The 24790-nt window shown below is 43.7% G+C and carries 31 protein-coding genes and 1 pseudogene; 16 read left to right on the top strand and 16 right to left on the bottom strand.

Annotated elements, in window-relative coordinates:
• Positions 1–299: 299 nt before the first annotated feature.
• Positions 300–1820 carry a succinyl-CoA:acetate CoA-transferase ScpC gene (gene scpC, locus A3M5_RS0116630; protein ID WP_018394922.1) on the bottom strand — a complete coding sequence of 507 codons (1521 nt, stop codon included), beginning with the start codon at positions 1818–1820 and terminating at the stop codon, positions 300–302.
• A 122-nt stretch (positions 1821–1942) separates the two neighbouring features.
• Positions 1943–2593: a LytTR family DNA-binding domain-containing protein gene (locus tag A3M5_RS0116625; protein ID WP_018394921.1), complete on the bottom strand. Its 651-nt coding sequence runs from the start codon at positions 2591–2593 to the stop codon at positions 1943–1945.
• Positions 2594–2657: 64 nt separating this feature from the next.
• Here A3M5_RS0116625 and ybaK point away from each other — a divergent pair, with 64 nt between their 5' ends.
• From ybaK to A3M5_RS23245, 3 genes are all read left to right on the top strand, one after another.
• Positions 2658–3137, top strand: a complete 480-nt coding sequence (gene ybaK / locus A3M5_RS0116620; protein ID WP_018394920.1) for a Cys-tRNA(Pro) deacylase — start codon at positions 2658–2660, stop codon at positions 3135–3137.
• A 112-nt stretch (positions 3138–3249) separates the two neighbouring features.
• On the top strand, positions 3250–3540 hold the full coding sequence (locus tag A3M5_RS0116615) for a hypothetical protein (RefSeq protein ID WP_018394919.1): 291 nt from the start codon (positions 3250–3252) through the stop codon (positions 3538–3540).
• Between the two features lie 166 nt (positions 3541–3706).
• Entirely contained in the window at positions 3707–4699 is a 993-nt protein-coding gene (locus A3M5_RS23245; protein ID WP_018394918.1) for a hypothetical protein, read from the top strand.
• Here A3M5_RS23245 and A3M5_RS0116605 read toward each other — a convergent pair.
• The gene (locus A3M5_RS0116605) at positions 4690–5493 is read right to left on the bottom strand and encodes an alpha/beta fold hydrolase (protein WP_018394917.1); all 804 of its coding nucleotides are present in this window, start codon (positions 5491–5493) and stop codon (positions 4690–4692) included. The two genes, A3M5_RS23245 and A3M5_RS0116605, sit on opposite strands and share 10 nt — an antisense overlap.
• Before the next feature lie 78 nt (positions 5494–5571).
• On the opposite strand from A3M5_RS0116605, the gene A3M5_RS25540 reads away from it, so the two are divergent.
• Positions 5572–5721, top strand: coding sequence for a hypothetical protein (locus tag A3M5_RS25540; protein ID WP_155894732.1), 150 nt, complete (start codon positions 5572–5574; stop codon positions 5719–5721).
• A gap of 51 nt (positions 5722–5772) precedes the next feature.
• Here the strand turns inward: A3M5_RS25540 and A3M5_RS0116595 are convergent, their stop codons facing one another.
• The 4 genes and pseudogenes from A3M5_RS0116595 to A3M5_RS0116580 all read right to left on the bottom strand — a co-directional run.
• Positions 5773–6150, bottom strand: coding sequence for a hypothetical protein (locus A3M5_RS0116595; RefSeq protein WP_018394915.1), 378 nt, complete (start codon positions 6148–6150; stop codon positions 5773–5775).
• Positions 6151–6211: 61 nt separating this feature from the next.
• Complete coding sequence (locus A3M5_RS0116590) at positions 6212–7402, bottom strand: DUF418 domain-containing protein (protein WP_018394914.1); 1191 nt, start codon at positions 7400–7402, stop codon at positions 6212–6214.
• Between the two features lie 155 nt (positions 7403–7557).
• Positions 7558–8640, bottom strand: a complete 1083-nt coding sequence (locus tag A3M5_RS0116585; RefSeq protein ID WP_018394913.1) for an AI-2E family transporter — start codon at positions 8638–8640, stop codon at positions 7558–7560.
• Positions 8641–8720: 80 nt separating this feature from the next.
• Positions 8721–8888: pseudogene (locus tag A3M5_RS0116580) on the bottom strand (YjiH family protein); the annotation flags it as partial.
• A 264-nt stretch (positions 8889–9152) separates the two neighbouring features.
• On the opposite strand from A3M5_RS0116580, the gene A3M5_RS0116575 reads away from it, so the two are divergent.
• Together A3M5_RS0116575 and ilvA are read left to right on the top strand one after the other, a co-directional pair.
• The gene (locus tag A3M5_RS0116575) at positions 9153–10025 is read left to right on the top strand and encodes an HAD family hydrolase (RefSeq protein WP_018394911.1); all 873 of its coding nucleotides are present in this window, start codon (positions 9153–9155) and stop codon (positions 10023–10025) included.
• A gap of 43 nt (positions 10026–10068) precedes the next feature.
• Positions 10069–11316 (top strand): threonine ammonia-lyase IlvA, encoded by a 1248-nt coding sequence (gene ilvA / locus A3M5_RS0116570; protein ID WP_231373243.1) that lies wholly within the window; start codon positions 10069–10071, stop codon positions 11314–11316.
• A 74-nt stretch (positions 11317–11390) separates the two neighbouring features.
• Here the strand turns inward: ilvA and bshB2 are convergent, their stop codons facing one another.
• Together bshB2 and A3M5_RS0116560 are read right to left on the bottom strand one after the other, a co-directional pair.
• Positions 11391–12092 (bottom strand): bacillithiol biosynthesis deacetylase BshB2, encoded by a 702-nt coding sequence (gene bshB2, locus A3M5_RS0116565; protein ID WP_026221776.1) that lies wholly within the window; start codon positions 12090–12092, stop codon positions 11391–11393.
• Positions 12093–12119: 27 nt separating this feature from the next.
• Complete coding sequence (locus A3M5_RS0116560; protein ID WP_018394908.1) at positions 12120–12467, bottom strand: YojF family protein; 348 nt, start codon at positions 12465–12467, stop codon at positions 12120–12122.
• Positions 12468–12592: 125 nt separating this feature from the next.
• On the opposite strand from A3M5_RS0116560, the gene A3M5_RS0116555 reads away from it, so the two are divergent.
• Complete coding sequence (locus A3M5_RS0116555; protein ID WP_018394907.1) at positions 12593–13156, top strand: nitroreductase family protein; 564 nt, start codon at positions 12593–12595, stop codon at positions 13154–13156.
• A 180-nt stretch (positions 13157–13336) separates the two neighbouring features.
• Here the strand turns inward: A3M5_RS0116555 and pdxK are convergent, their stop codons facing one another.
• Positions 13337–14134: a pyridoxine/pyridoxal/pyridoxamine kinase gene (gene pdxK / locus A3M5_RS0116550; RefSeq protein WP_018394906.1), complete on the bottom strand. Its 798-nt coding sequence runs from the start codon at positions 14132–14134 to the stop codon at positions 13337–13339.
• A gap of 79 nt (positions 14135–14213) precedes the next feature.
• Positions 14214–14600 carry a YflT domain-containing protein gene (locus A3M5_RS0116545; RefSeq protein ID WP_018394905.1) on the bottom strand — a complete coding sequence of 129 codons (387 nt, stop codon included), beginning with the start codon at positions 14598–14600 and terminating at the stop codon, positions 14214–14216.
• A 103-nt stretch (positions 14601–14703) separates the two neighbouring features.
• On the opposite strand from A3M5_RS0116545, the gene A3M5_RS0116540 reads away from it, so the two are divergent.
• Genes A3M5_RS0116540 through A3M5_RS0116525 form a run of 4 tightly spaced genes read left to right on the top strand, consistent with a single transcriptional unit; the run spans position 14704 to position 16268 of the window.
• Complete coding sequence (locus tag A3M5_RS0116540) at positions 14704–15387, top strand: uracil-DNA glycosylase (protein ID WP_018394904.1); 684 nt, start codon at positions 14704–14706, stop codon at positions 15385–15387.
• A 51-nt stretch (positions 15388–15438) separates the two neighbouring features.
• A complete protein-coding gene (locus tag A3M5_RS0116535; protein ID WP_018394903.1) occupies positions 15439–15618 on the top strand; it encodes a hypothetical protein in 180 nt (59 codons plus the stop codon).
• Positions 15615–15884 (top strand): YwdI family protein, encoded by a 270-nt coding sequence (locus A3M5_RS0116530; RefSeq protein WP_018394902.1) that lies wholly within the window; start codon positions 15615–15617, stop codon positions 15882–15884. Before A3M5_RS0116535 ends, A3M5_RS0116530 begins: the two co-directional genes overlap by 4 nt.
• 12 nt (positions 15885–15896) lie before the next feature.
• Positions 15897–16268: a DUF423 domain-containing protein gene (locus tag A3M5_RS0116525; RefSeq protein ID WP_018394901.1), complete on the top strand. Its 372-nt coding sequence runs from the start codon at positions 15897–15899 to the stop codon at positions 16266–16268.
• A 45-nt stretch (positions 16269–16313) separates the two neighbouring features.
• Here A3M5_RS0116525 and gerQ read toward each other — a convergent pair whose 3' ends face one another.
• The 3 genes from gerQ to hemQ form a co-directional block, all read right to left on the bottom strand.
• Positions 16314–16637, bottom strand: coding sequence for a spore coat protein GerQ (gerQ, locus tag A3M5_RS23240; protein ID WP_155894731.1), 324 nt, complete (start codon positions 16635–16637; stop codon positions 16314–16316).
• A gap of 13 nt (positions 16638–16650) precedes the next feature.
• Positions 16651–17073, bottom strand: coding sequence for a cell wall hydrolase (locus tag A3M5_RS0116515; RefSeq protein WP_018394899.1), 423 nt, complete (start codon positions 17071–17073; stop codon positions 16651–16653).
• 158 nt (positions 17074–17231) lie between these two features.
• Positions 17232–17978, bottom strand: coding sequence for a hydrogen peroxide-dependent heme synthase (gene hemQ / locus A3M5_RS0116510; protein ID WP_018394898.1), 747 nt, complete (start codon positions 17976–17978; stop codon positions 17232–17234).
• Between the two features lie 115 nt (positions 17979–18093).
• Here hemQ and lipL point away from each other — a divergent pair, with 115 nt between their 5' ends.
• Complete coding sequence (gene lipL / locus A3M5_RS0116505; RefSeq protein WP_018394897.1) at positions 18094–18927, top strand: octanoyl-[GcvH]:protein N-octanoyltransferase; 834 nt, start codon at positions 18094–18096, stop codon at positions 18925–18927.
• An 8-nt stretch (positions 18928–18935) separates the two neighbouring features.
• On the opposite strand, the gene A3M5_RS0116500 is transcribed toward lipL, so the two are convergent.
• Positions 18936–19475 carry an RsfA family transcriptional regulator gene (locus tag A3M5_RS0116500; RefSeq protein ID WP_018394896.1) on the bottom strand — a complete coding sequence of 180 codons (540 nt, stop codon included), beginning with the start codon at positions 19473–19475 and terminating at the stop codon, positions 18936–18938.
• 167 nt (positions 19476–19642) lie between these two features.
• Between A3M5_RS0116500 and A3M5_RS0116495 the strand changes: the two genes are divergently transcribed.
• From A3M5_RS0116495 to A3M5_RS0116480, 4 genes are all read left to right on the top strand, one after another.
• Entirely contained in the window at positions 19643–19867 is a 225-nt protein-coding gene (locus A3M5_RS0116495; protein ID WP_018394895.1) for a YuzB family protein, read from the top strand.
• Between the two features lie 138 nt (positions 19868–20005).
• The gene (locus tag A3M5_RS0116490) at positions 20006–21316 is read left to right on the top strand and encodes an HD domain-containing protein (RefSeq protein ID WP_018394894.1); all 1311 of its coding nucleotides are present in this window, start codon (positions 20006–20008) and stop codon (positions 21314–21316) included.
• A 91-nt stretch (positions 21317–21407) separates the two neighbouring features.
• Complete coding sequence (locus A3M5_RS0116485; RefSeq protein WP_018394893.1) at positions 21408–22046, top strand: site-2 protease family protein; 639 nt, start codon at positions 21408–21410, stop codon at positions 22044–22046.
• A 14-nt stretch (positions 22047–22060) separates the two neighbouring features.
• Positions 22061–22567, top strand: coding sequence for a YwhD family protein (locus tag A3M5_RS0116480; protein ID WP_018394892.1), 507 nt, complete (start codon positions 22061–22063; stop codon positions 22565–22567).
• A gap of 155 nt (positions 22568–22722) precedes the next feature.
• Here the strand turns inward: A3M5_RS0116480 and A3M5_RS23235 are convergent, their stop codons facing one another.
• Positions 22723–24666 (bottom strand): transglycosylase domain-containing protein, encoded by a 1944-nt coding sequence (locus A3M5_RS23235; protein ID WP_018394891.1) that lies wholly within the window; start codon positions 24664–24666, stop codon positions 22723–22725.
• Positions 24667–24790: the final 124 nt, after the last annotated feature.

Genomic DNA, 24790 nt, shown 5'->3' with positions numbered 1-24790 from the left:
GAAAGAAAAAGCAGTCTTTTCCGGATGTTTTTTCTTTCATAGAAGACTATTTATCCCGCATTAACGGGCAGTAAGATCCGGACTATAACTTTAAGACATCAGAAAAGAAGGCGAAGGGGGATAGCGGAACGTAGACTAAGAGCATCACTTTCTGTGACAACGTCTACATAACCCACATCCTATGGGTCTAACCCCCACTGAATGAAGTTTTACTTTATTGTTAACGTCAGGCTGCTTGTATGTCGTTTGTTTTGAAATTAGATGTTGGAATCGTTTTAGTCAAAAGCGGCCGACCAACGTCACAAAGAGAAAGAAAATTGTTTTTCAAGCATTGTTCCTTGGTCAGCAAGGCGTGTATGCCATGAAAAAGCCTTTTCAAGTATATGCGGTGTTTGACCCCCACGCAAAGATGCTTCTTCAAAATATTGGAGTAGCTGCTCTTTATACATCGGATGTGCGCAATTGTGAATAATGACGAGTGCTCGTTCGCGCGGTGCTAGCCCGCGCAAGTCCGCATATCCTTGCTCGGTGACGAGAATATCAACGTCATGTTCTGTATGATCAACGTGTGAAGCGAAAGGAACGATACTCGAAATCGTACCGTTTTTAGCGGTTGATTTTGTTACAAAAATAGCTGTACGGCAGTTGCGGGCAAAATCGCCTGAGCCACCGATCCCGTTCATCATTTTGGTACCAGATACGTGCGTGGAATTAATGTTTCCATAAATATCCGCTTCAAGCGCGGTATTTATAGATAACAAACCGAGCCGCCGAATGAGTTCAGGATGGTTTGAGATCTCTTGTGGACGCAGGATAAGTTTGTCCCGATATTTTTCTAGGTTGGCATATACCTCATTCATTTTTTCTTCCGATAGCGTAATGGAGCAGGCGGAAGCAAAACGAATTTTACCGTGGTCAAATAAATCAAACACAGCATCTTGCAATACTTCGGAATACACTTCAAGGTTTTCAAACTCGGAATCAATGAGCCCGTGCAGCACTGCATTGGCAATAGAGCCAATCCCTGATTGAAGTGGAGCCAATTCATTCGTAAGACGGCCTGCTTTTACTTCTTCTCTGAAAAAAGTAATGAGATGAGCAGCCATTTGTGCCGTCTCCTCATCTGGTGGAACAATCGTAGAAGAGGAGTCTAACGATTTTGTAATGACAATGCCTTTGATTTTAGCCGGATCGACAGGGATGCCTATTTCACCGATTCGTTCATTAACAGATGTCAGCATAATGGGTCCGCGTTTTCCTTGCTCATTTAGGCTGTAAATATCGTGAAGTCCTTCCAGTTCAGCTGGCTGGGCAAGATTCAATTCAATAATGACATTCCTTGCTTTCTCTATAAAAATAGCAGAGTTCCCAACAGACGTTGCAGGGATGATAAGACCCTCTTCTGTGATTGCCACGGCTTCAATAATGGCGTAATCAATCGGGTCCAGCACTTCGCTCCGGATAAGTTCAGCTGTGTGGGACAGATGCTGATCAACAAAATATAGATTGCCGTCATTAATTTTTTTTCGCATGGATGGGTCGGCTTGAAAGGGGAGTCGTTTATTAATAATGCCTGCTTCTGCCATCAATTTATCAAGATCAAAGCCAAGTGAAGCGCCGGTAAAGATATTGACTTTAAAGGTTTCTGTTTTGGCACGTTCAACGAGTGACGTAGGCACCGCTTTCGCATCACCGGCCCGTGTAAATCCGCTCAAACCAAGTGTCATGCCGTCTTGAATCCAGGAAGCAGCTTCATCTGCTGACACAATACGTGTATGTAAATCATTCATGCGTAATCGTTCTGTTATGTGTTTATCCACGATTCGATCCCTCCGATTCGTTTTTATTAGTGTAACAAATAATGAAAGGGCTTTCATTTGCATGAGCATGAAAAGCCGCAAAAAAGACGCGAAAGAGAAATTTCGCGTCATGAAGCAGTATATTAATAATTGAGTGATTTCCGAAAAGTACTCGTATACGTCTGCGTGACGGGGATTTTCGTTCGATCTTTCATAATAAGCAAAAAGGTAGAATGTGAATCTGGCTGAATTTCCTGAATGAAATGAACGTTCACAATATAAGAACGGTGGACGCGGATAAAAGAATCATCCGGCAGCGTAAACTCAAGCTCGGTTAAATTTAACTTATGGTAGCCGCTCCCAGTCTGTGCCTGCACCCTTGTTTTTCGGCCTTCTGATTCCAGATACATGACATCGCTGTAAGGAATCGGGTACCATCTATCTTCAGATTTAATTGTCAGTACATTGCGCGCAATCGGCGACGGTTTTGCCGGATAGATGGTGGTAATGGCACCGCTCACTTCATTGTCATCAAAAATGGGTACGGACATAGCGTAATATGGGATTCCATACACATTACTGTCAATATACATCGATACTTGATGCTTTTCCGTTAATGCCTGATGTGTCACACTGCCTTTTTTGATCGGATCACCAGCGTGAATATGCAGGTCCACGAGACGGCTTGGCTGATAATAAATAAATTTTTCGCGGCTGGAAATAGCTACTGCCGTGTTCGAAGGGAAAAATTCTCTCATCACTTCCATAATGCCAGACACAGTAAATTGATCCATTTCATCCACTCCTTTTGAATGGTTGTAGTACAATAATTTTAACATATAAATGGAGTGATTCAGGGTGGCAAAAGGGAAAACAAATGCAATGCGGCTGCTTGATGCAGGTGGCATTGCATACAATGTGTATAAATATGACAATAAAGATGGGGAAATTGACGGTGTATCTGTGGCGGGAAAAATTGAAAAGGCTACAGGGAATGTATTCAAAACACTTGTCACGCAAGGAGCAGCTGGACTTTATGTATTTGTCGTTCCAGTTGAAGAAGAACTAGATTTGAAAAAAGCTGCTCGCGCTGCCGGTGAGAAAAAAATTGAAATGATTCCAGTGAAAGATCTTCAAAAACAGACGGGTTACATTCGTCGGGGCTGCTCGCCTATTGGGATGAAGAAGCTCTATCCGACTTTTATTGATGCGAGTGCTTTACACTTAGACTTCATGATTGTCAGTGCCGGGAAGATTGGTGCACAGATCGAGCTGGCACCGATGGACTTGAAAACGATTGTAAATGCTACAATTTGTGAAGTTGTGAAGAAACTTTGAATAAAATGTTAACAAATTGTGTAAAGTTCGTGGCATCTCTGTAAAAACGTTCTTTTTCACTGTTTTTTTCGTATACTGTAGTCATCAAAAGAAACAGGAGTTGAACCTCAACATGATGGTCGTTGAAAATCTTCTTGACGTGAAAAAATATTTCGCCGGTGAAGTAAAAGAAAACTTTGTTGTGCAGTATGAGAAAATGCTAAAATCCAGCGCATGTTATCAAGCAGGCGATTTACACGAAACAGAAGACGAAACAGCGGAATGCATTAAAGTCCTTCGTTCAACAGGTGAAGCAAGTTCAGTCACACGAATTAGCGAATATCCAATCGGCGCTGAATTCACATGCGTTGACGAAGCACTTGCTCGCATTCGGGAAGCACATAGCGATATTTTTAAACGATAATTAAAAGAGCAGCTGGTTCCTTTAAGGAGCCGGCTTATTTTGTTTATACGAACAATGTGAAGTATTCAGAAAGAAGCAGGAGTGGTTACAAACTAAGACAGCGTAGAGAAATTCCGGTATACATGTTCCATTGTAGTCATATAGTTAGACTCGAGGGGGTGGGCGGATGCTTTATTTTACGTCGGGCCATACGGCGAGAGGATTCGTACAGATGGCAGAGACGAATGTGTCGGATGTGCGCCTGTTTATTTTGCTGCGGGGCGGTGGAGAGTGTGCGCAGATGGAATGTTTAAAAGAGATCGAGGAGCGGCTTCAAAAAGCGGATGTCCAATTTGATTCTATTCGTAGTCCGTGGAATGCGCTAATGCCGGAAGGACTTATTGTCGGTAACAAAGCGATCTGGTGTGGCAGTCTGGCACCGGATATACCAAACGAAGCGACAGTCCGTCATGCTGCTATTCATCCGGATATGCTATCGGCTCCGCCTGCACAGAAAACGGCGCACATTGCTTATGACTGTTTTCGGGAAGCGCTGCTCATTCATGACGAATGGGAATCCATTTTCATTAACCGATTTGATCCGAAAAAAGCGGATCGACTGGCACAGAAATGGATCGCAGCCCTATTACCTGGGAAATCTGATGATAAACAAAAAACAATTCACCGCTTTCTCGGGGCAGCTACACCAACTGGACCGGTTGATTATATTCCAGAACTGACAGAAGGATTGAAGAAACGGTATTTAATTAAAGGAAGAGCGGGTACGGGCAAATCAACGTTTATGAAAAAAATTGCCGCTGTAGCGGAGCAGAAAGGTTATCGGACAGAAATGTATCATTGCGGGTTTGACCCAGCGAGCATTGATATGGTTATCGTTCGTGAACTTGGATTTGCGCTCTTTGACAGCACGGCACCTCATGAATATTTCCCTGGAAATAATGAAGTGGATGTTATCATTGACACGTATGAAGAGCTTGTTGAACCGGGAACGGACGAAATGTATGAAAAAGAAATCACCGCGTTATCAAAGAGGTACTCTGAAATAATGGAAGAAGGGACGGCCCATTTGCTTGAAGCATACAAAGAAAAAGAGTCAGCACGGACGGCTACGCCCGCGGCTGCTTCAAGAACGGCGGAAATGATTTGGAATTATTTGTAGGAAAAGAAATGCCCGATTTTTTCATCTACAATCGGCGTTTCATGTAGACCGCTATGGTCGATTTTTTTATCATAAATAATAGTAACACGGTAGTTTTTTTTCGGTACGATCGCTTTTAAACGGAGTGCACTTTTTACAGGTGTCACTTGATCGCCAGTGCCAGCAATATTCAGCACGTCTGTTTCGGCAGGAAAACGTGTATGTCCGGCAGCAATTTGTGCAAGAGCAGGAGAGCCAGGCATTAAGTCGTACACGGCAGGACCGGTGTTTTGTGTAAACCACCGGCTGCCGGCGACACCACCAAACGGACTGCCAATGGTGACGAGTTTATCCGTGACAGGATGCCGCTCTGGGTCATACAGTTCCTGCAAAAATTTCACAGAGACAATACCGCCCATGGAATGACCGACGATGTTGACACGGTCGATCCCATATTCTTTTTTCAATACTTGCATAACGGATGCGAGAGCATGGGATGTATCGTCAAATGAAGCCCGGTTATCTTCAAATAATACTTGAATAAAAGCAGGTTTATCAGGGAGGGACATGTCTTCATGAACGAGCAGATGGCCAGCATGTGTCACATTTATCGTCAACGCCCGTGATCCCCATCCGTACTCTTCAAAACGGGCAATCATCGTATTGAATGAGTTGGCATTTCCTTTAAACCCATGTACAAACACGACCGTTTCTACATATTGATTTTCTGACACGGCATGATCGTTTTTAGAAAGTGTCAAAAAGCTTACATACATAAAAGCAGCTGCCGCTAAAAATAAGCCGAATTTGCGCATGACTGGTCTTCCTCTCCAATAATACGTAGTACCTTTTAGTGTACAAAGTTCCTGTGAAAATATACAGGCTGAACTATAATGGGAACAGGGCAGGTGATAGAGATGAAAGAACTCGTCGGTAAATGTGAAGAATGTGGAAAAGACATTTACTGCATGGATGGTTTTTTTTATGGCGTGAAAGAAGACGGCAAACTGCTTTGTTTTGACTGTGCGGATGAAGAAAAATAAGAGCCTGCTTACAATGCAGTGCTCTTTTTTGTGATACTGGGCAAAGGGATATCATTGAACGGGGGATTCACTCAACACACAATACTTTTTCGCTGAATCTGCATCGATCATTTTAGGGGGACAATCAATGTATGTTTCTAATTGTGTATCGGTGTAAAGGAAAAGCATATCGGCATTTTGGGAATCGCTTTGCACTTTTTTAACGAGTGAGGCGATGGCTGTCCACTCGGATTGAACAGCGGGAAACGCTTGCTTCATTTTAATATGGCCGCCAGCAGACGCCTGTACTTCCTTGTAATCAGGAATGTCGGGACTGGTGACAAGATCAACACTTTCGCCGCTGTGTCTTGTAGAGAACTCTTCTCTTTTAGGCAAGAGACGCTGAATGTCAGGTTTAATGTCTTCTCGGAATTGTTTTTCCCATACCATATCCGGATAATTATCTCTATGATGAACGCAAGCGTAACGCTGATCAATAGCCAGCTTGTTATTATAATCCTTCCACCCGGTCGAATGGCTTCGGTTTTTTCGTCCGGATGCGTCCGCTCCATGACCAATTTGTCCACATGCGCATTAGCTGTTCAGCTGGTCCGCGTTTAAATCGTTTCATATACAAGGTGCTGCACACGCATTGCAGTATGAAGATCATGATGCCAAGAAGGATGCTGGCGATCACACCTAATTGTCCAAACAGGCCAAGTCCGTAGCCATAGAAAATAAATGTGCAGATGATGGTCTGCATTAAATAATTAGTGAGCGACAATTTGCCAACCTGTTCAAAAGATATATTGATTTTTGACGTGGGCCACTTTATATAAAGCAGTGGGAACGCGCAAATATAGCCGATGGAAAGAGCACTTGTACCGATCGCTCCAGCTACGCCGGTCCAGTTCGTTTCAGGCAGGAGCACAGGGATGCTTTTTAGCAAAAGTCCGATTGGCACAAGCAGTGCTCCTTTTTGATACAGCGGTTTTTCTTTGTCCGGTCGGGTAAAGATACCTGCTTTGGCTGCATACATCCCGTATAAAAAGAGCGGCGCCGTAAAAAAGGGCGAAAGCAGAAGGATAAATAGATACAAGTAATCTGGCATAATCAACGAGTCCTCATTGTTTCGCTGGTCCATAATTTCCGTATACGTGCCATCTGCATAAATCGTTTTTGTTGCATCGACGTAATCTGCCATCTTTTCTTTTTCGGCAACGGTTTCTTCGATTACACCGTACCCGAGCGCAAAGGTAAGCATGAGTAACGCTGTGCCCCAAATAAGTAGTGTTTTTTTCGATCGTTTTAAAAAGAGAAGAAGAAAGAAGCCCATCATCCCATAAAAAAAGAGAATATCCCCTTCCCATAAAAAGATGGAGTGCAGCAAGCCGATCGCGATTAATAAAAGAAATCGACGGGCGCAATGCCGCCACACTTTTACACCGTTTCGTTTCAAACTTTCCATCATTTTCACCATTGAATAGCCGAATAAAAAAGTAAAAATTGGCATAAAACTGCCTTCGATCGCAATCTTGACAAATTTGTAAGCTGCAGAATCGACCGCTGATAATGAATATATTTCAATTTCATCTTTCCCCCATATGCCGTACTGAAAAATGAGTAGGTTTGCAAGCAATATGCCAAACAAACTGAATCCTCTCATTCCATCAATTATTTGTACCCGTTTTGATTCTGTCATCAAGGGTTCCCTCCAATTATTCTTACTATTATTTTATAACAATGAAACGACAATTTGCTTATTGATTTATGGAATTTTTGGAAATCAATAAGGGGATGAAAATTTGCGCACAACAAATAAAGCCTCCCTGAAAACAATGCAGAGGAGGCTTCTTGTTAATCGACTTCTTTTCCGGCAACTTCACGGATTTCGGTTCGTTTTTGGTACAAGTTCGTCAAGATTGTTTTAATGACAGCGTATGTCGGGATGGCGAGGATAATTCCCCAGAGACCAGCGATGTTGCCAGCTGCCAGAATGATTGTGATCACTGTCAGCGGGTGAATATCGAGTGCTTTGCCCATAACGTTTGGAGAAATAAAATTGCTTTCAATTTGTTGAGCAACAAGCATGATAATCCCGACATAAATGACCATTTGCGGCTCTTGGCTGAATGCAATAAATATGGCTGGAATAACGGCGATATATGGGCCGAGAAACGGAATCACATTCGTGAACATCCCAAACATCGCAAGTAACAGTGCGTAATCCAGACGGATAATTAAATACCCGATTAAAAGCATGACGCCCACGAGAAAGCTGACCAAAAGTTGTCCTTGAATGTACGAACGAAGTGTCACATCCAGATCGTGAAGCGTATGACGAATCCACGTTTTTCGTTCTCCGGAAAAAAAACCGGCAACAAATGGTGCAAATTTTTCATGGTCTTTCAGCATGTACACGAGGAAGAATGGCACGAGGATAATTAAAAACAGTCCCTGTACGAATGCTTGAATAAAGCCAATTAGCCGTGAACTAAAGCCCGTTACGTAATCATTTAGCTTATCAGTTACGTTTTCGAGCGATTCAATCGCAGCAGGTGGAAGACGGTCTTTTTGATTCAACACGAAATCCATCGCCTTTTCTCCTTCTTTTACCATTTGAGGCAAGTTATTAACGAGTGAGCTCACCTGACTATTCGCGACCGGAGCAATAAGAGCATAAATAAGCCAGAAAACGAGTCCAATTACGATAATAACAGTGCTCAGGGACGCCCAACGCGGAAATTTTTTCGATTCAAGCCATTTCATAAGCGGGCGCGTTAAATAAAATAAAACGCCTCCAAGCAGAGCAGGCAGGAAAATGGTTGTCGCTACGATCACGAGCGGATTAAATACTTCGCGAATTTCCTGGAACATAAAAATAATGACCATGGCAAGCAATATGCCAATTCCAGTCTGAAACCAGAGTTTATTTGTCACATAGACACATCCTTTCTACATGTCAACATACCATATTTACCCGTCTATACGAAAAAAAAAGCTGAACAGTTCCAGCTTTTTTAAAAATAAATATACGTAAGGCCCTCGATAATGGGTAATGAAATGATCGTACGGATTAGAAAAGTAATCAGTAAGTCTTTAAATGAAACGGGAATTTTGGTTCTAAGCAGCAGTAAGCCCACTTTAGACATATAAATGAGCTGTGAAATGGACAAGGCTGTGATGACGACAAGACAAAACGTAATCGAAACAACGGAGAACATCGTTCCGACAATCACCGCTTCTTTTTTCGTATGCATGAGTATTCATACAGTGCACAGTTTAATTCATCTATTTCCGAAAATCGACGAAATCAGTCATATTCATAAAATACAGATTTTTGTTAACGTTTTCAATTGTTATTGCTGATAGATCATAGCTTTTATACGTATCCCGAAGTATTTTCATGTTAAAATAAGAAGGGATTAAATATAAACGAGAAGGTGAAAAGAATGATTACAAGCATCGCAACGGACATGGACGGCACGTTATTGAACGGGAAAATGGAAGTGAGCGAAGCAAATTGTGACGCAATTAAAAAGGCACAGAAACTTGGCGTGGAAGTTATTGTTGCAACAGGGCGTTCATATGCAGAAGCGCGCTTTGCACTCGAAGGTTCCGGCATTGAGTGCCCGATTATTGCTGTAAATGGAGCGGAAACGCGTAATGCAGCTGGCGAGGTCGTTCAATTCACCGCAATCGAAGATGATACGGCATCGGATATTTATCGACGTTTGAAAGATGTCGGCGTGTATTTTGAAGTGTTCACAAACCAAGGTGCGTATACGGATAATCCGGATAAAGCGGTTGAATTGCTCATTGATATCGTCTCATCGGCCCATCCAGAAATATCAGTCGAAGAAATTCGTGAAACGGCGCAGCAGCGTGTAAACCGGAAACTCATTTTACCAGTAGACGAATATGAATCGATCATTCATGACATCGATCATCACATTTACAAGTTTTTCGTTTTTTCAACAGACGATGATTTATTGCAAAAAGCATCAGATCGTCTTGAAGGCATTGCGGGTATTGCTGTTAGTTCATCTGGAAATGAAAACTTGGAAGTGACGAATGAGCTGGCGCAAAAAGGGCTAGCACTCGAAGCTCTTTTATCATCTAAAGGGTTGTCAATGAATGATGCACTTGCAGTCGGCGACAATTACAACGATTTATCGATGCTTGAGAAAGTTGAGTATTCGTATGCGATGGGCAATGCGCATGAAAATATTAAACGAGCATGCCGATTTGAAACAGCTGGTAATAATGAAAATGGTGTCGCGCAGGCGATTGAAGATGCACTGGAACGAAGCATGGCCAAATGATACAATTATTCTTAAAATTCGTACTAAAAAAGGAGAAATAGCCTTGTCGAAAGTAACAATCGAAGAAATCGTTGTAGCGAATCAAGTATTGAAAGACGTTGCCATCAAAACGCCGCTTCAAAAAAATGAAATTTTATCAGCGCGTTATGGCTGTAATGTATATTTAAAACGAGAAGACTTGCAAATTGTCCGCTCCTTTAAACTGCGCGGAGCCTACAACTTTATCCGTAGTTTGACGGAAGAAGAGCGGGGAAAAGGTGTCGTGTGCGCAAGTGCTGGCAACCATGCGCAAGGTGTCGCGTATTCATGCCATGCGCTCGGCATTGAGGGGAAAATCTATATGCCGTCGACAACACCGCGTCAAAAAGTGTCGCAGGTGAAACGATTTGGCGGTGAGAATGTATCGATCGTACTAACGGGGGATACATTTGATGACTCTTACACAGCTGCGGTGGAATATTGTACAGCAGAAGAGAAAGTATTTGTTCATCCCTTTGACGATTATCGGACAATTGCCGGACAGGGCACAGTCGCTGTTGAAATCATGAACGATGCACAGGTGTCAATTGACTACATGTTCTGTGCAATTGGCGGCGGCGGGTTAGCTGCAGGTGTTGGTTCGTATTTAAAAGGCATCAGCCCGAATACGAAATTGATCGGCGTCGAACCAGCAGGTGCAGCGGGGATGAAAGCATCGTTAAATAAAGGTGAAGTCACACGCCTTGATACGATTGATCCATTCGTTGACGGTGCAGCTGTGAAGCAAGTCGGCGATTTGACGATGGACATTTGCATGGACGTGCTCGACGGTATTGCCGTCGTTCCTGAAGGAAAAGTGTGTACAGCGATTTTGCAGCTGTACAATGAAAGTGCGATCGTCGCTGAACCGGCCGGTGCATTAACTGTTGCGGCACTCGAGTGTTACAAAGATGAAATTAAAGGGAAAAATGTCGTCTGCATCATTAGTGGAGGCAATAATGACATTGAACGAATGCAAGAAATTAAAGAGCGCTCACTTATTTATGAAGGGCTCAAGCATTATTTCATCGTCACGTTCCCGCAGCGCGCCGGTGCACTTCGTAAGTTTATGGCTGAAGTACTCGGTGAGCAGGATGACATTGCCCGCTTTGAATACACGAAGCGGACAAATCGTGATGAAGGACCAGTGCTTGTTGGCATTGAGTTGAAATGTAAAGAAGACTATGCCCCACTCGTGAAGCGTATGAAAGAAAACGGCTTCCCTTACATGGAAATCAACAATGATCCATTGCTGTTTAATTTGTTGATTTAAGTAGATCTATTCTGGCGGGAACGGAACAAAAACGGAGTAAAGCAAAAAACGCAGGCATTGAAGCCCTGCGTTTTTTATTTAATTTCGGTTACTTTGTCATTTTCATCAAATGTGTACGTCCAGAAGTGCTCATAATTAAATCGATCGTGCAGTTCGCTTCCCTCTTGCGCTACACCGGCTTCAAGCTCTTTTAACATCCAGATCGTCTGCGAAATGTGAGCTTTCATTGCTTCCATTTTTTGATCATATACGTGGCGGATATCATAACGGATGTCGGCTGTACCGATTTCTTCAGCTGTATTGTTAGCGAAAGCTACGCAGTGAAGCTTTGGCCGTTTTTCCTCATCAATTGCCCGTACGGCACGAACGACAGCACGTGCGGTTGCTTCATGATCCGGATGAACCGAGTAGCCAGGGTAAAATGTAATGACAAGTGATGGATCAACCTCATTAATTAAGTCAGTCATCATATCCATCATTTTTTGATCATCTTCAAATTCAAGCGTTTTATCGCGCAAGCCCATCATACGCAAATCTTGAATCTTAATCGCTTCTGCGGCTTTTTTTAGTTCTGCTTTGCGAATATCCGGAAGCGACTCACGCGTCGCAAAAGGCGGATTTCCGAGATTTCGTCCCATTTCGCCGAGTGTGAGGCACGCGTATGTAACGGGTGTTTCGCGTTTTGTATGAATGGCGATCGTGCCGGATACGCCGAATGCTTCATCATCGGGATGTGGGAAAATAACAAGTACGTGCCGTTCCTGTTCAACTTCCATCGTTTTCATGTTCTCAACCCTTTCCTTTTACTTAAATGGCGTTGTACCCATTTGCAAGGCAACCGCCAGTTTTCCGTCAAAATCATGGCCTGCCATGAGCAAGTGCCCGTCTTCATCAAATCCATAATGAGTCAATCCTTCTGCGTATACCCAGCCAATTTCGAGCTTTAGTCCAACCCGATACGGCCCATCACCGACAATTTTGCCATGTTCATATGTAAGTTTTGCATTGCGGATGTAAGCGCCTGCAGAGAAAAACTTTTCGTCAAAGTGTGATGCATATGCACCGTTCGTCGTTTCTAGATGAAGATAAATTTCTTCACCGGCAAATCGGTCCACGAGCTCCTGCACTTTTTCCGGTAAAATTGGTTCCATGCCGTTAAACCCTCCAGTCAAAATCAGTTATTAGTTCATTGTACTAAAACTTTATCCAATTGGCGAAAATCTAGCTTTTTGAGTATGATGAGAAAGGAAAATAATTTGAATAGGGGGTGTCTGTTATGAGGCAATCGATAAAAACAATCATTGAAGAACGCCGCTCGATTAAAAAATTCAATGGCCGTCGGGTAGAACAGTCTGATGTAACTGCTGTTTTAGCGGATGCCGCATGGGCGCCGAACCATGGGAATCGCGAACCGTGGCGCTTTATCGTCGCAGCAGAAAGTGGACTTGATGCGATCCGCACGACGATGAAAGAATGCACAATTCCGAATTGGGCAGCGCTCTCTCCTGAAGAACTTGATAAAAAGATTGCTGGATTTAAGCTGCCAGGTGCATTTGTTTTTGTGGTAGTGCCGGAAGATGCCCGCCAAAAAGAAAGGCTGGAAGACTTTTCTGCAACAAGTGCACTTATTCAAAATGCACAATTGCTCGCATGGGAGAAAGGAATCGGCACATGCTGGAAAACGCCAGTATGGATTGATGCACCGAAATTTAGAACAGCACTCGGCGTGAAACCGGGCGAGCGAATTCTTGCTATGCTTCAATTCGGATACTATGACGAATTGCCAAAAGCAAAGCCACGCACACCTATAGAGCAAAAGATTACGTATTTTGGAAAATGAAAAACGGCCTAAGGGTTGTTTTTTATTTGGGTAAAAATGTACTGAAAATTGGTGTGAGCGGTCAGAAAGGGGGGAGTGATCAAAAAATGTGACGAGCGGTTGGAAATGAAATAAGTAAGCAGACACTCCGATTACTCTTTTGAAAAAAAACCGCCGGGCGCAGCCAGGCGGTCTCAAAACTTATTTTTGATTGTACGCTCCGTGCATAACCGGACCTACGTATTCGTTCAGCTTCCAGCCATGTTTGATCGCGGCGTTAACGAACTCTTTCGCATGATTGACCGCTGTTTTTACGTCCTGGCCGTTCGCAAGGTTTGCGGTGATCGCTGCTGCGAATGTGCAACCGGCGCCGTGATTGTACGTCGTGTTATGTTTTTCGCCCTCTAGCAAAATAAATTCATTGCCATCATAGAAAAGATCAACCGCTTTGTCATGCTCCAGCTGTTTACCGCCTTTCACAACAACATTTTTCGCGCCAAGCTCATGAATTTTTTTCGCTGCTTCTCTCATATCATCAATCGTACGGATCGGGCCAACGCCAGAAAGCTGCGACGCTTCAAATAAGTTCGGTGTAACAACTGTTGCAAGCGGCAGCAATAAATCGCGTGTTGCTTCCGCGGCTTCTGGATTCAATACTTCATCTTCACCTTTACAAACCATCACCGGGTCAATAACGACTTTTTCCACGCTGTTCGCTTTAATCGACGCTGCAGCCGTTTGGATGATCTCTGGTGTAGCAAGCATACCGGTTTTCAGCGCATCAATGCCTGTTGACATCGCTGTTTTCAACTGTGCTTCAAGCGCATCAATCGCAAGCGGGAATACACCGTGGCTCCAGCCGTTTTCAGGATCCATCGTCACGATCGTCGTCAGTGCTGTCATCCCGTATGTACCGTGTTCTTGAAATGTTTTTAAATCGGCCTGAATGCCGGCGCCGCCGCTCGTATCTGATCCTGCAATCGTTAATGTTTTTTTCATGTTGAAAATTCCTCCTTCTAAATACACTTCCTTTAGTGTAAAAAACTATCGGCAAATGCACAAGAAAAAACGCCCTTTTTCAAAGGACGCTGTTATTACTGCGGTCATTTGCTGATCGAACTTTGTCATGGCTTTTATCGCCCGCTTCGCTTGTCGCAACCACTAACAGTAAACCGTGGTCGAGCTGCTCTTCGTATTCTGCTGCTTCAGGCTCATCCATGCCGAGCCCGCGCAATTTCGAACGAAGTTCATCCTCGCGTGACTTAAACACATTACCGATGGATTCATAAAGCCCTTGCTCTTTAAAACCGACATTGCTTGTATTCGTTACATCTGTCAAATGCTCAGACTCGTCTTTATCATGTGCAAATACATAAATATCATCTTTCACAAATCCATCTTGCATAAATTGAGTGACAGCACTTGCTGCTTCTGTATGGTCGTTTACCACTTTGACTGTATACAAAATGTGAAACCTCCCCATTTCTTTGTTCTGCTCCTTTTTTACCCGCTCACATTATTTTCAAACAAAGGCCGACTCGATTATAATGAACAAAGAGGTGATTTAAATGACAAAACAGATCTTAAAAAACGATTGGGGTCCGCTGCTTGAATCCGAATTTGACGCGCCGTATTATAAGCAGCTCAGGTCCTTTTTAAAAGAAGAATATAAAAGCAACATCATTTATCCAAGTATGGATGATATTTTCAATTCCCTCCATTTTACGCCATATGAACAGGTGAAAGTCGTCATTCTTGGGCAGGATCCCTATCACGGGCCAGGACAGGCGCATGGACTTAGTTTTTCCGTGCAGCCAGGTATTGCACCGCCGCCGTCACTTAAAAATATGTATAAAGAATTGAATGCAGATCTCGGTTGTCCTGTACCAAATCATGGTTATTTGAAGCAGTGGGCGGATGAAGGTGTGCTGCTGTTAAATACTGTGCTGACTGTACGGGATGGACAGGCTCATTCGCATCGCGGAAAAGGATGGGAGATCTTCACAGACCGAGTTATTACACTCATTAGTGAGCGCGAAAAACCCGCTGTTTTTTTGCTCTGGGGTCGTCCAGCTCAAAGTAAGCGGTCGTTAATTGACGAAAATAAGCATCGAGTAATTCAATCGCCGCATCCGAGTCCGTTGTCTGCATCTCGTGGCTTTTTCGGAAGCCGTCCATTTTCAAAGGCGAATGACTGTCTCGCAGAAATGGGCGAGGCACCGATCAACTGGTGTTTGAACGAATTGTCGTAAAGGTTTCACGTGAAACATGTCGATTTTTGTTAAAATAAAGGAGAGAAAACGTTGTCTACGGAACCGAATTGTTTAAAGTGCCAGTATTTTTATGTGACGTGGGATCCTGCAGCACCGCGTGGCTGCCGTGCATATGGATTTAAAACGAAACAACTCCCGTCGATTGTCGTCCGCCATTCATCGGGCCATCCATGTTATAAGTTTGCCGTGAAAGCGGGTGAGAAAAAATGAATATATCGCATGAAAAAGTACTTGCGAAAATGGAGCAGGAAATGGCCGCTGCGAAGATGGCATCGCCGGATGACGTCAAGAGGCATGTGTATGCGATTAAATCAATGTGTGAGTTAATGCTTGGAGCGGAAGCAAGTGCATACGAACCGCGTCCTATTGTTACGCCGCCGGCTGTCATGCATACGCAATCGCCGGCAACGATTCAGCAAACAGAGCGGCTCACAACAGAGGACGGTTCTAACGGAGAGTCTATTTTTGATTTTTAAAGGAGCAGAAAAATGAAATTATTTATTATGTTGGGCGCAATCAATGCCTTTTTAGCCGTCGCACTCGGTGCATTCGGCGCACATGGACTCGAGGGAAAAGTTGAACCGAAGTATTTGGAAATATGGAAAACCGCGGTACAGTATCAAATGTTCCATGCGATTGGTTTGATCATTGTCGGCTTTTTAATGGGGCAGTTTCCAGGCAGCTCCGCATTAAACTGGTCTGGCTGGTTGATGCTCGCAGGAATTATTTTATTCTCAGGGAGTCTATTCGTCCTTGCTGTCACAGCGATTAGCAAACTGGGCGCCATTACACCACTTGGCGGAGTTGCTTTTTTGATCGCATGGGTGCTCATCATCGTTGCTGCAGTCAAAAATATGTAAGGAAAAAAGGTGAGGGGAGCCCTGAGTAAGGGACCCTCATTTTTTTTAGCGATAAGGATATTCGTACGCGATTTCACCATCGAATGTCGCATAGTCAAGATAAAGAAGCGGAATTAAGTAACGTTTTCCAGAAGGTTCGCTTAAAATTAAGTGATCGCGGCCTGCTGCTTCGATTCGTCCTCGGAACACTTTTGCGTTCCATTCCTTGTTGTTTTCAAATGTCGTATACACTGTTACCATTTTCCCTCGGTTTAATCGGAAAATGTTTTCAATATAGGATTCTTCCACGACAGGTCGAGGCGGGGTAGCAGGTTGACCGGGTACTCCTTGAGCAGGCATTGGCATATAGCCGTATGGATTCATCTTCATTCTTCCCCCTTATTTAAAAAACTCTTGGACAAACAGATCGAAGTGGGCTGAAAAAACAATGTGACTTGAATCGTCCGGAATTGGACTGACCATACCATTGAGCAGGGCAGTCTCCTTCTGGCTCAAAAAACCAGAGTGCGTTAGACGCCGGATGATAACGTCCGCCGTTAATAGCTTTGCGGGCAAGATCAATGTCTCTTTGCCGCGCTCTTTGATAAAAGTAACTTTTCTGCGTCGCTTCAAAGCCGCCAGGTGACTGAAAAACCATATCGCGAATAGAGCGCAGCTGGGCGAAATCAAGGCAGTCCGATCGCGTCCGGTTCACGCCGACATTTCCGACCATTAGCATTCCGAGAGGACCTTCGCCTTCCGCTTCAGCCCGCATGAGGCGGGCAAGCAGCCTCACATCTTCTTCTGTGTGAGCAACAACTGCCACAACAACACCTCCCATTGCAATGTATGCAAAAATGAAAATAGGTGTGCATTCATCATCATGTTGACGGCAGAATCTCCTCATCCACTTCGGAAATTCATCGGAAATTCAGATGAAAAAGAACCGCGCCTTGATTAGGACGCGGTTCTTTTTCACTTTATTTAATTCACGTGCATCATTTGAGCAAAGTTCTCATCTGTTAGCAAGTTGCCGACGAAGAATGAGCCGAATTCAGCGTAGCGTGCACTTACTTCATCGAATCTCATTTCGTAAATTAATTTTTTAAACTGAAGCACGTCATCTGCATAAAGAGTGACGCCCCATTCGTAGTCGTCGAATCCGACGGAACCGGTAATAACTTGTTTCACGAGACCGGCGTATTGACGGCCAATCATGCCGTGGCTGCGCATTAAGCTTCCTCGCTCTTTCATCGGCAGCATGTACCAATTGTCTGCCCCTTGACGGCGCTTGTCCATTGGATAGAAGCAGACATACTGCGTTTTCGGAAGTTCTGGATACAGGCGTGCACGGATTTGTGGATTTGCATACGGATCTTCATCAGAAGAAAGATAGTTGCTAAGTTCTACAACCGATACATATGAATAAGCAGGGATCGTAAATTCAGCAATTTTTAACTTGTTAAATTCATTTTCAATCACATTTAATTCTTCCATTGTCGGACGTAAAATCATGAGCATGAAATCGGCTTTTTGACCGACAACACTGTAAAACGAATGGCTTCCTTCTTTTGACTCCTGCGTCGCATCTAATTTAGTAAGAAATTGACGGAACTCGCTGATCGCGTCTTCGCGTGCATCACTCGGCATCATCTTCCACGTTGTCCAATCAATCGACCGGAAATCATGCAGGCAATACCAGCCTTCAAGCGTTTTTGCTGCTTCACTCATCATCATCACTCCTATGTAATTAGTTTCACCACCACTATACCATAAAACACTTGAACCGCTCCTATCATAAGGCTACAGTAAAAAGAGAATATTTTGTGAAGGAGAACATACTGCTATGGATCAATTAAAAGATCTCCTGCGCCGTCCTATCTGGCGCTTCATAGATCAATCTGCTTACGGACCAGGATTCAACCCTATCTATTCATTTGCGACTGATGACGCGCTTTGCACGGCGGTTGGTACAGAGAAGAGCCCATCGACGGTCCGCGCTTGGGTCCATCATGACACGGTCGTGTTAGGCATTCAAGATACAAAACTACCTTATCTTAAAGACGGTCTTCAAGTATTAAAAGATGCTGGATTTCACTTCATCGTCCGCAACTCGGGTGGTCTTGCTGTGATGCTTGATGAAGGAGTGCTCAATTTGTCGCTCATTATGCCCGATACGGAAAAAGGAATCGATATTGACCGAGGTTACGAGGCAATGTACGCGCTCATTCGTCACATGTTCCCAGATGTGAAAATTGATGCGTATGAAATCGTAGGATCGTATTGTCCGGGTAGCTATGACCTTAGCATTGGGGGGAAAAAATTTGCTGGTATTTCACAGCGCCGTCTGAGAAAAGGTATCGCTGTACAAATTTATGTATGCGTGAATGGCAGTGGAGCCGATCGAGCTGAACAAATTCGTGAATTTTATGAAGCGGCGAAGCGGGATGCCGAAACAAAGTGGACATATCCCGATATTCAGCCGGAAGTGATGGCGTCGCTCGCTGAATTGATCGGGAGTCCACAGTTAACGGTTCAAGATGTGATTATCCGCTTTTTACAGTCGCTGAAAGAAATCGGAGGTCCACTTGAAAGCGGTGCGATGACTGTTTTTGAAGCGGACATGTTTAACGGATATTTAACCCGCATGATTGAGCGCAATGAAAAAGCTTTTGGATAAGTAATCAGTTACTCTGCTATTTTTTCTAAGTTGCCGTTTCGTTCCATTTTGAATGTGACGGCAGGTGTTTCATCATCGAGTGCCACAAATTTACGGGCGCGATTCATAATCTTCATTAATGTTTCATAGTCTTCCTGCATGATTTCTGAAGAATGTTCGATTTGATTCAACTTATTTTGCAGTTGTTCATTTTCGGAACGTAGTCTCTCGTTTTCTGCTTTTAGCAGATCAATGGATTCCATGCCTTGTAAATAAGCGATAACATCTGTCATGTTGATTCCTTCTGTTGGCGGCACATAAAGCACTTTTTTCTCTAGTGTCCGGCTTCTTTGTTTGCGCTGTTTTTTTGCGAGGCTGAGTGCTTTCTCGTATTGTTGGCGGACGACAGCATTCCAGCGAAATCCGCAGGCAGCAGACGTGCGGTTCAGCTCGTCGCCGACTTCTTCAAATGCATTTAACTGCGTGCTGCCTTCGCGCACGTGTCGGAGAACGGTTTCAGCAAGCAGCAAATCATTTTCTTCGGACCAGGCATCTTGACGAATTTTCATTTGAATCATCTCTCCTTTAAGAAATAGTCTTTGAAATAGTCTTTAAAAATAAGGATAGCCAGAGAAGGCACATTTTATACGGTTTACATGAAGAAGATTGAAAGCTTGCAAACACGCTTTTTTCCATGTAAAATACCGGTTGAATGCAAGAGAAAGGAATGTTTTAAATGGCGAATGAATTTCGTGTTTGCGATGACTGCCAGGCAGTCGACCTTAAAACATTGATTCCGAAGCTCGAAAAACTCGATCCAGAGGCGGCGATTGATGTAAAATGTCAGTCATACTGCGGTCCGGGCCGTAAAAAGACGTTTGCGTTTGTAAACAATCGTCCGGTTGCGGCACTGACAGAAGATGAGCTTATGGAAAAAATTGTTAAAAAATTAAAGTTGTAAACATAATCACCTTTTCTTTTGAATTAGGTGATTTTTTTATATATTTAACAGTATATGCTTGGCTTCGCGCAAATTTTCCCATAAAGATGTGAATTTCCGCTATAATGGACAAAAAAAGGGACTGGTAGGAGGCAGGTTATGAGTTATGCGAAGCAGAAGTTGAAAGAAGAGAAAGTGTTCAAAGACCCAGTTCACCGATACGTACATGTGCGGGATGCCGTTATCTGGGATTTAATTGGAACAAAAGAGTTTCAGCGGCTGCGCCGGATCCGACAGCTCGGGACGACCTATTTTACGTTTCATGGGGCAGAGCACAGCCGGTTTAATCATTCACTCGGCGTGTATGAAATTGTGCGCCGCATTGTCGATGACGTGTTTCATGGCCGGCCGGAATGGGATTTAGATGATCGATTGTTAAGCTTATGCGCAGCGCTATTGCACGATGTCGGCCACGGTCCATTTTCGCATTCGTTTGAAAAAGTGTTCGGGCTTGATCATGAGGAATATACGAAACTCATTGTACTCGGTGAGACAGATATAAACCGTGTTTTGTCAAAAGTGAGTCATGATTTTCCAGAAAAAGTCGCGGCTGTCATAAATAAAACATATAAAAATAAATTGGTTGTGAGTTTAATTTCAAGTCAGATAGATGCCGATCGGATGGATTACTTGCAGCGGGATGCGTATTTTACAGGTGTCAGTTATGGTCATTTTGATATGGAGCGCATTTTACGCGTCATCCGGCCGCGTGAGGAGCAGGCGGTTTTTAAGCAGAGCGGTATGCACGCGGTGGAAGATTACATTATGAGCCGCTATCAAATGTACTGGCAAGTTTATTTTCATCCGGTGACACGCAGTGCAGAAGTACTGCTGTCAAAAACGTTGCATAGAACGAAAGAGTTGTACGAAGAAGGCTATTCATTTGCGCATGAGCCGGTTCATTTCAAATCCTTGTTTGACGGAGATTGCACACTCATAGACTACTTGAAGCTGGATGAATCAGTTGTTATGTTTTATTTTCAAGTGTGGCAGGAAGAAGAAGATGCGATTTTACGTGATTTGTGCAGCCGGTTTATGAACCGGAATTTGTTTAAATACATCGAGTTTGATCCAGCCGAAGAGACACAGAAGTATGCAGAGTTGGAAGAGTTGTTCCGAAAAGCGGGCATTGATCCGGACTATTATCTCGTCCACGATTCGTCGTCCGATTTGCCATATGATTTTTACCGGCCAGGCATCGAATCCGAGCGGCAGCCGATTTATTTGTTAATGAAAGATGATGTTACGTTGCAGGAGCTGTCGACCCGGTCTGAAATTATGAAGGCAATTTCGGGCAAGCGGCGCACTGATCATAAATTGTATTTTCCGGTGGACTTGCTGCGCGATGAATCATCGAATCGGACAACGAAAAAGAAAATTAGAAGCATTTTAAAGATTTACCGGAAATGAAAGCGGGATTCTCTAATAATCAGGCGTTATCCCGCTGTGAGCATAACTGAATTTGTTCCTTTCCTATTCCATACTAAAAGGAGACGCCTAATTGGAAAATTTTTTAGCTTTTGAATTTGAACAAATGCCGTTTGTCATCATCTCCTTGCTCGTCGCGTTTACTGTGCATGAATTTGCACATGCATACACAGCTTATAAATTTGGTGATAATACAGCGAAAGATCAGGGCAGGTTGACACTTAATCCAGTGCACCATCTTGATCCGATCGGGACTATATTTATTTTAATTGCAGGGTTTGGCTGGGCGCGTCCTGTGCCAGTGAATCGCCGCAATTTCGCGAATCCGAAACTGGCCGGGGTGCTCGTGTCATTGGCTGGACCGCTTAGCAACTTTCTTATTGCGTTTATTGCATATGGTATTTTTGTTTTTGCGATGAATGATGCACCTATATTTGTCATCGATTTGCTTCTTATGATGATGCAGCTTAACGTCGTTTTGTTCGTCTTCAATTTGCTGCCGTTTCCACCGCTTGACGGCTATCGGATTATTGAAGATCTCGTGCCGCCGCATATGCGTGTGAAAATGACGCAGTATGAGCAGTATGGCGTGTTGATTTTTTTGCTTTTAGTCATTACACCGCTTGATCAATTTACGATTCAGCCGATTTTTAGTGTAGCGATACCAGCTGTCATCGGGGGTTTTCAATCGATCTTTAGTTTATTTTTATAAAAGGAGAATGATTTATGGAGAAAAAGAAAAAAGTTGGATTTAATATTATTAAAAATGATCCAACAGACGGTCATAAAGGATTTGGACAAGGGGCGCTAAGTTTAGAGCATATGTCGCCGGTTATCGTTGACGAGGAAGAAGGTTCTGCTCATATTGACATCGGTGCGATGCATGCCCGCAGTGCCGTGGAAAAAGGGATTAAATTTTTAAAAACGAAAGAAGAAGTACCGGATGCAAAATTGTATTGGCTCGTGTGGGTGACGGTGGACCGGAATGAAGAGGGTCCTTATTATGCGGGTGTGGCAGCGTGTGAAATGACGATAAACCGGGAAATTCGCCGCGGCTACAAGTCGCTCCCTGAACATGTAAACCGGATGGATAAATCCTTGAAGCGCCATATTATTGTAGGGGATATGGATGATAAATCAAAAGGGATTTTGCGCGAGTTCCTTATTTCACATAATGCCGATTTTTGGGCGCGTTCGTCTGAAGAATTGAAAAACGGCTTGTCTGTAGGATAAAACGTTTTAAATGTGTCGGAAAAATGAACGTTTTGGATTTCGACTTTCTTCTGTTGCCGGACTTCGTGAAAAAAAGTAAACTGAGAGTAACGCATATATTGCATAAGCTAGGACATGCAAAAAGCCCGGGGACAGCACCCCCGGGCTTTTGCATGTCATCGAAACCAATCCGGCAGGTCAGGAAATAGGAGCTCTTCATCATTTTTGACAGCGGGTGGGCACGATTGGTCAGGTTCTGTGCCGCTTTCAAACAGCATTAAATGTCCGTGCGGACAATCTTCAGATGCTAATTTACCGCTTTTTAAATCGATCGCTACTGCTGTCAATCCGTCAGGGCGTGTGAACAATGCGGGTTTTTTCCCTTTATGAATATGTTCCATATAATCACTCCAGATTACTTTCGCACGTGCACGGTCTTCCGTTTTCGTGATTTCCGCTCCGTCATCATAGCCGGTCCAGACGACCGAGACGGCGGACGGCGTAAAACCAGCCATCCAATAATCAAATGGAGTTGAGCCTGATTTCCCCGCATACGGCCGCGTTAATTTGTCTGTCATAACAGCACCTGTAGGCGTGGCATAGTCGCTCATTGCCCCGTCAAACATACCGGTCATCATATGTGTTAACACCCCAATTTTCTTCTCATCAAATCGCTGTTTCACCTTCTTTTTATACTTGTACAGCACTACTCCATCTGTACTTTCCACTTTCGTAATGAACACTGGATCGCTGTAAGAGCCGCCTGATGCAATCGATGCATACGCATTTGTCATGTCCAAAACCGATACACCTGACGTACCTAGGGCAAGTGATGGGACCGGCTCGAGCTTTGACGTCATGCCAAATTGATGGGCTGTCTTCGCAAGCGTCTCTGGACCGAGCAGCATATTTGTTTTGACCGCATAAATATTGTCTGATACAGCGAGCGCTTCAGCCATTGTTACATTGCGTTCAGCATACTGACTGTTAAAATTTTTCGGTTTATACGTTTCATTAAATGTCGTCGGCTCACTTTTTCGCATCGTCACCGGTGTAAACCCGTTTTCAAGAGCTGCGTAATATAAAAACGGCTTCATAAGCGATCCAGGCTGTCGAAGAGCCTGCACGGCCCGGTTAAATGGACTTACACTATAATCGCGCCCGCCTGACAGCGCTGTGACAAAGTGATTTGACGGGTTAATGGACACGAGAGCCGCTTCAACTTTGGCGCCAGAAGCAATGCCGTTCGCAATCGCTTCATCCGCTGCTTTTTGATGTTTGGGATTGAGTGTCGTGTATACTTTTAAGCCGCTCTGTTCACGAAAACCGAGTGATTCCAATTGAGCACGCACAGCATCGATAAAATACGGTGCAGTCGTTTTGTTATCGGTAAATGCGCCTGTAATGTCGGGGACTTCAGCGATCGCATTTGCATATTCTTTTTCTGGCAGGTTCATTTCTGATAAAATAAGCCGCCGTCTGTCTTCTGCTTTTTCACGCGATACGAGCGGTGAATAAATGGACGGGCCTTTCGGTATGCCGGCGAGTAAAGCTGCTTCAGAAGTAGTTAATTCATCCGCGGATTTGTTAAAATAAAAGCGTGATGCAGCTTCTATCCCGTACGCACCATGGCCGAAATAAACAGTGTTTAAATAGCCTTCTAAAATTTCATCTTTTGTATAGAAAAATTCAAGCCGAGTCGCATACCACGCTTCTTTCAACTTCCTAGACCATGTTTTGTCATGTGTTAAAAATACGTTTCGGGCATACTGCTGAGTAATGGTGCTCGCGCCTTGCACTTTAGCCATCGCTTTCATGTCGGCAATAAGGGCACCGGCAATCCTTTTTAGATCAAGTCCAAAATGATGGTAAAACTTTTTATCTTCAATCGCAATAACGGCATCCATGACAGAAGGAGAAATCTCATCCAATTCCACCCAGTACCGTTTTTCGCCGGTGTGTGCCTCTGATGCTTTCGTTCCGTCGGCCGCATAAAAAATGGTTGAGCGTGAAACGGTTGTATCCGGTGGTCCAGCAGCGGACAACGCATATAAAACAATGGCTGCGGCGCTTATGAATATGATCATCCCAACTCCGATCCACTTGATCCATTTTTTCATTAAAGCGGCCTCCTTATTCATTATTATCTTTAGTATGAAAACAATTCCATCTTTTTAAACATCTTTACACAAAATTCACTAGGCATTTTCATTAAATTGTTCTATACTTTTTTCCGTAAGTCTT

This window comes from Bacillus sp. 37MA, from assembly GCF_000372765.1.
Taxonomy (GTDB): Bacteria; Bacillota; Bacilli; order Bacillales; family Domibacillaceae; genus Domibacillus; species Domibacillus aminovorans.
The sequence above is the reverse complement of the archived record's forward strand: the minus strand, read 5'-3'. Positions and strand labels throughout refer to the sequence as shown.

Excerpts from the sequence above, each read along its gene's own strand:
- A3M5_RS0116625 (WP_018394921.1), bottom strand. The coding sequence starts at position 2,593 with ATGGATCAATTTACTGTGTCTGGCATTATGGAAGTGATGAGAGAATTT.
- A3M5_RS0116615 (WP_018394919.1), top strand. The coding sequence starts at position 3,250 with ATGATGGTCGTTGAAAATCTTCTTGACGTGAAAAAATATTTCGCCGGT.
- A3M5_RS23245 (WP_018394918.1), top strand. The coding sequence starts at position 3,707 with ATGCTTTATTTTACGTCGGGCCATACGGCGAGAGGATTCGTACAGATG.
- A3M5_RS0116605 (WP_018394917.1), bottom strand. The coding sequence starts at position 5,493 with ATGCGCAAATTCGGCTTATTTTTAGCGGCAGCTGCTTTTATGTATGTA.
- A3M5_RS25540 (WP_155894732.1), top strand. The coding sequence starts at position 5,572 with ATGGGAACAGGGCAGGTGATAGAGATGAAAGAACTCGTCGGTAAATGT.
- A3M5_RS0116595 (WP_018394915.1), bottom strand. The coding sequence starts at position 6,150 with ATGGTATGGGAAAAACAATTCCGAGAAGACATTAAACCTGACATTCAG.
- A3M5_RS0116590 (WP_018394914.1), bottom strand. The coding sequence starts at position 7,402 with ATGACAGAATCAAAACGGGTACAAATAATTGATGGAATGAGAGGATTC.
- A3M5_RS0116575 (WP_018394911.1), top strand. The coding sequence starts at position 9,153 with ATGATTACAAGCATCGCAACGGACATGGACGGCACGTTATTGAACGGG.
- bshB2 (WP_026221776.1), bottom strand. The coding sequence starts at position 12,092 with ATGGAAGTTGAACAGGAACGGCACGTACTTGTTATTTTCCCACATCCC.
- A3M5_RS0116560 (WP_018394908.1), bottom strand. The coding sequence starts at position 12,467 with ATGGAACCAATTTTACCGGAAAAAGTGCAGGAGCTCGTGGACCGATTT.
- A3M5_RS0116555 (WP_018394907.1), top strand. The coding sequence starts at position 12,593 with ATGAGGCAATCGATAAAAACAATCATTGAAGAACGCCGCTCGATTAAA.
- pdxK (WP_018394906.1), bottom strand. The coding sequence starts at position 14,134 with ATGAAAAAAACATTAACGATTGCAGGATCAGATACGAGCGGCGGCGCC.
- A3M5_RS0116540 (WP_018394904.1), top strand. The coding sequence starts at position 14,704 with ATGACAAAACAGATCTTAAAAAACGATTGGGGTCCGCTGCTTGAATCC.
- A3M5_RS0116530 (WP_018394902.1), top strand. The coding sequence starts at position 15,615 with ATGAATATATCGCATGAAAAAGTACTTGCGAAAATGGAGCAGGAAATG.
- A3M5_RS0116525 (WP_018394901.1), top strand. The coding sequence starts at position 15,897 with ATGAAATTATTTATTATGTTGGGCGCAATCAATGCCTTTTTAGCCGTC.
- gerQ (WP_155894731.1), bottom strand. The coding sequence starts at position 16,637 with ATGAAGATGAATCCATACGGCTATATGCCAATGCCTGCTCAAGGAGTA.
- hemQ (WP_018394898.1), bottom strand. The coding sequence starts at position 17,978 with ATGAGTGAAGCAGCAAAAACGCTTGAAGGCTGGTATTGCCTGCATGAT.
- lipL (WP_018394897.1), top strand. The coding sequence starts at position 18,094 with ATGGATCAATTAAAAGATCTCCTGCGCCGTCCTATCTGGCGCTTCATA.
- A3M5_RS0116500 (WP_018394896.1), bottom strand. The coding sequence starts at position 19,475 with ATGAAAATTCGTCAAGATGCCTGGTCCGAAGAAAATGATTTGCTGCTT.
- A3M5_RS0116495 (WP_018394895.1), top strand. The coding sequence starts at position 19,643 with ATGGCGAATGAATTTCGTGTTTGCGATGACTGCCAGGCAGTCGACCTT.
- A3M5_RS0116490 (WP_018394894.1), top strand. The coding sequence starts at position 20,006 with ATGAGTTATGCGAAGCAGAAGTTGAAAGAAGAGAAAGTGTTCAAAGAC.
- A3M5_RS0116480 (WP_018394892.1), top strand. The coding sequence starts at position 22,061 with ATGGAGAAAAAGAAAAAAGTTGGATTTAATATTATTAAAAATGATCCA.
- A3M5_RS23235 (WP_018394891.1), bottom strand. The coding sequence starts at position 24,666 with ATGAAAAAATGGATCAAGTGGATCGGAGTTGGGATGATCATATTCATA.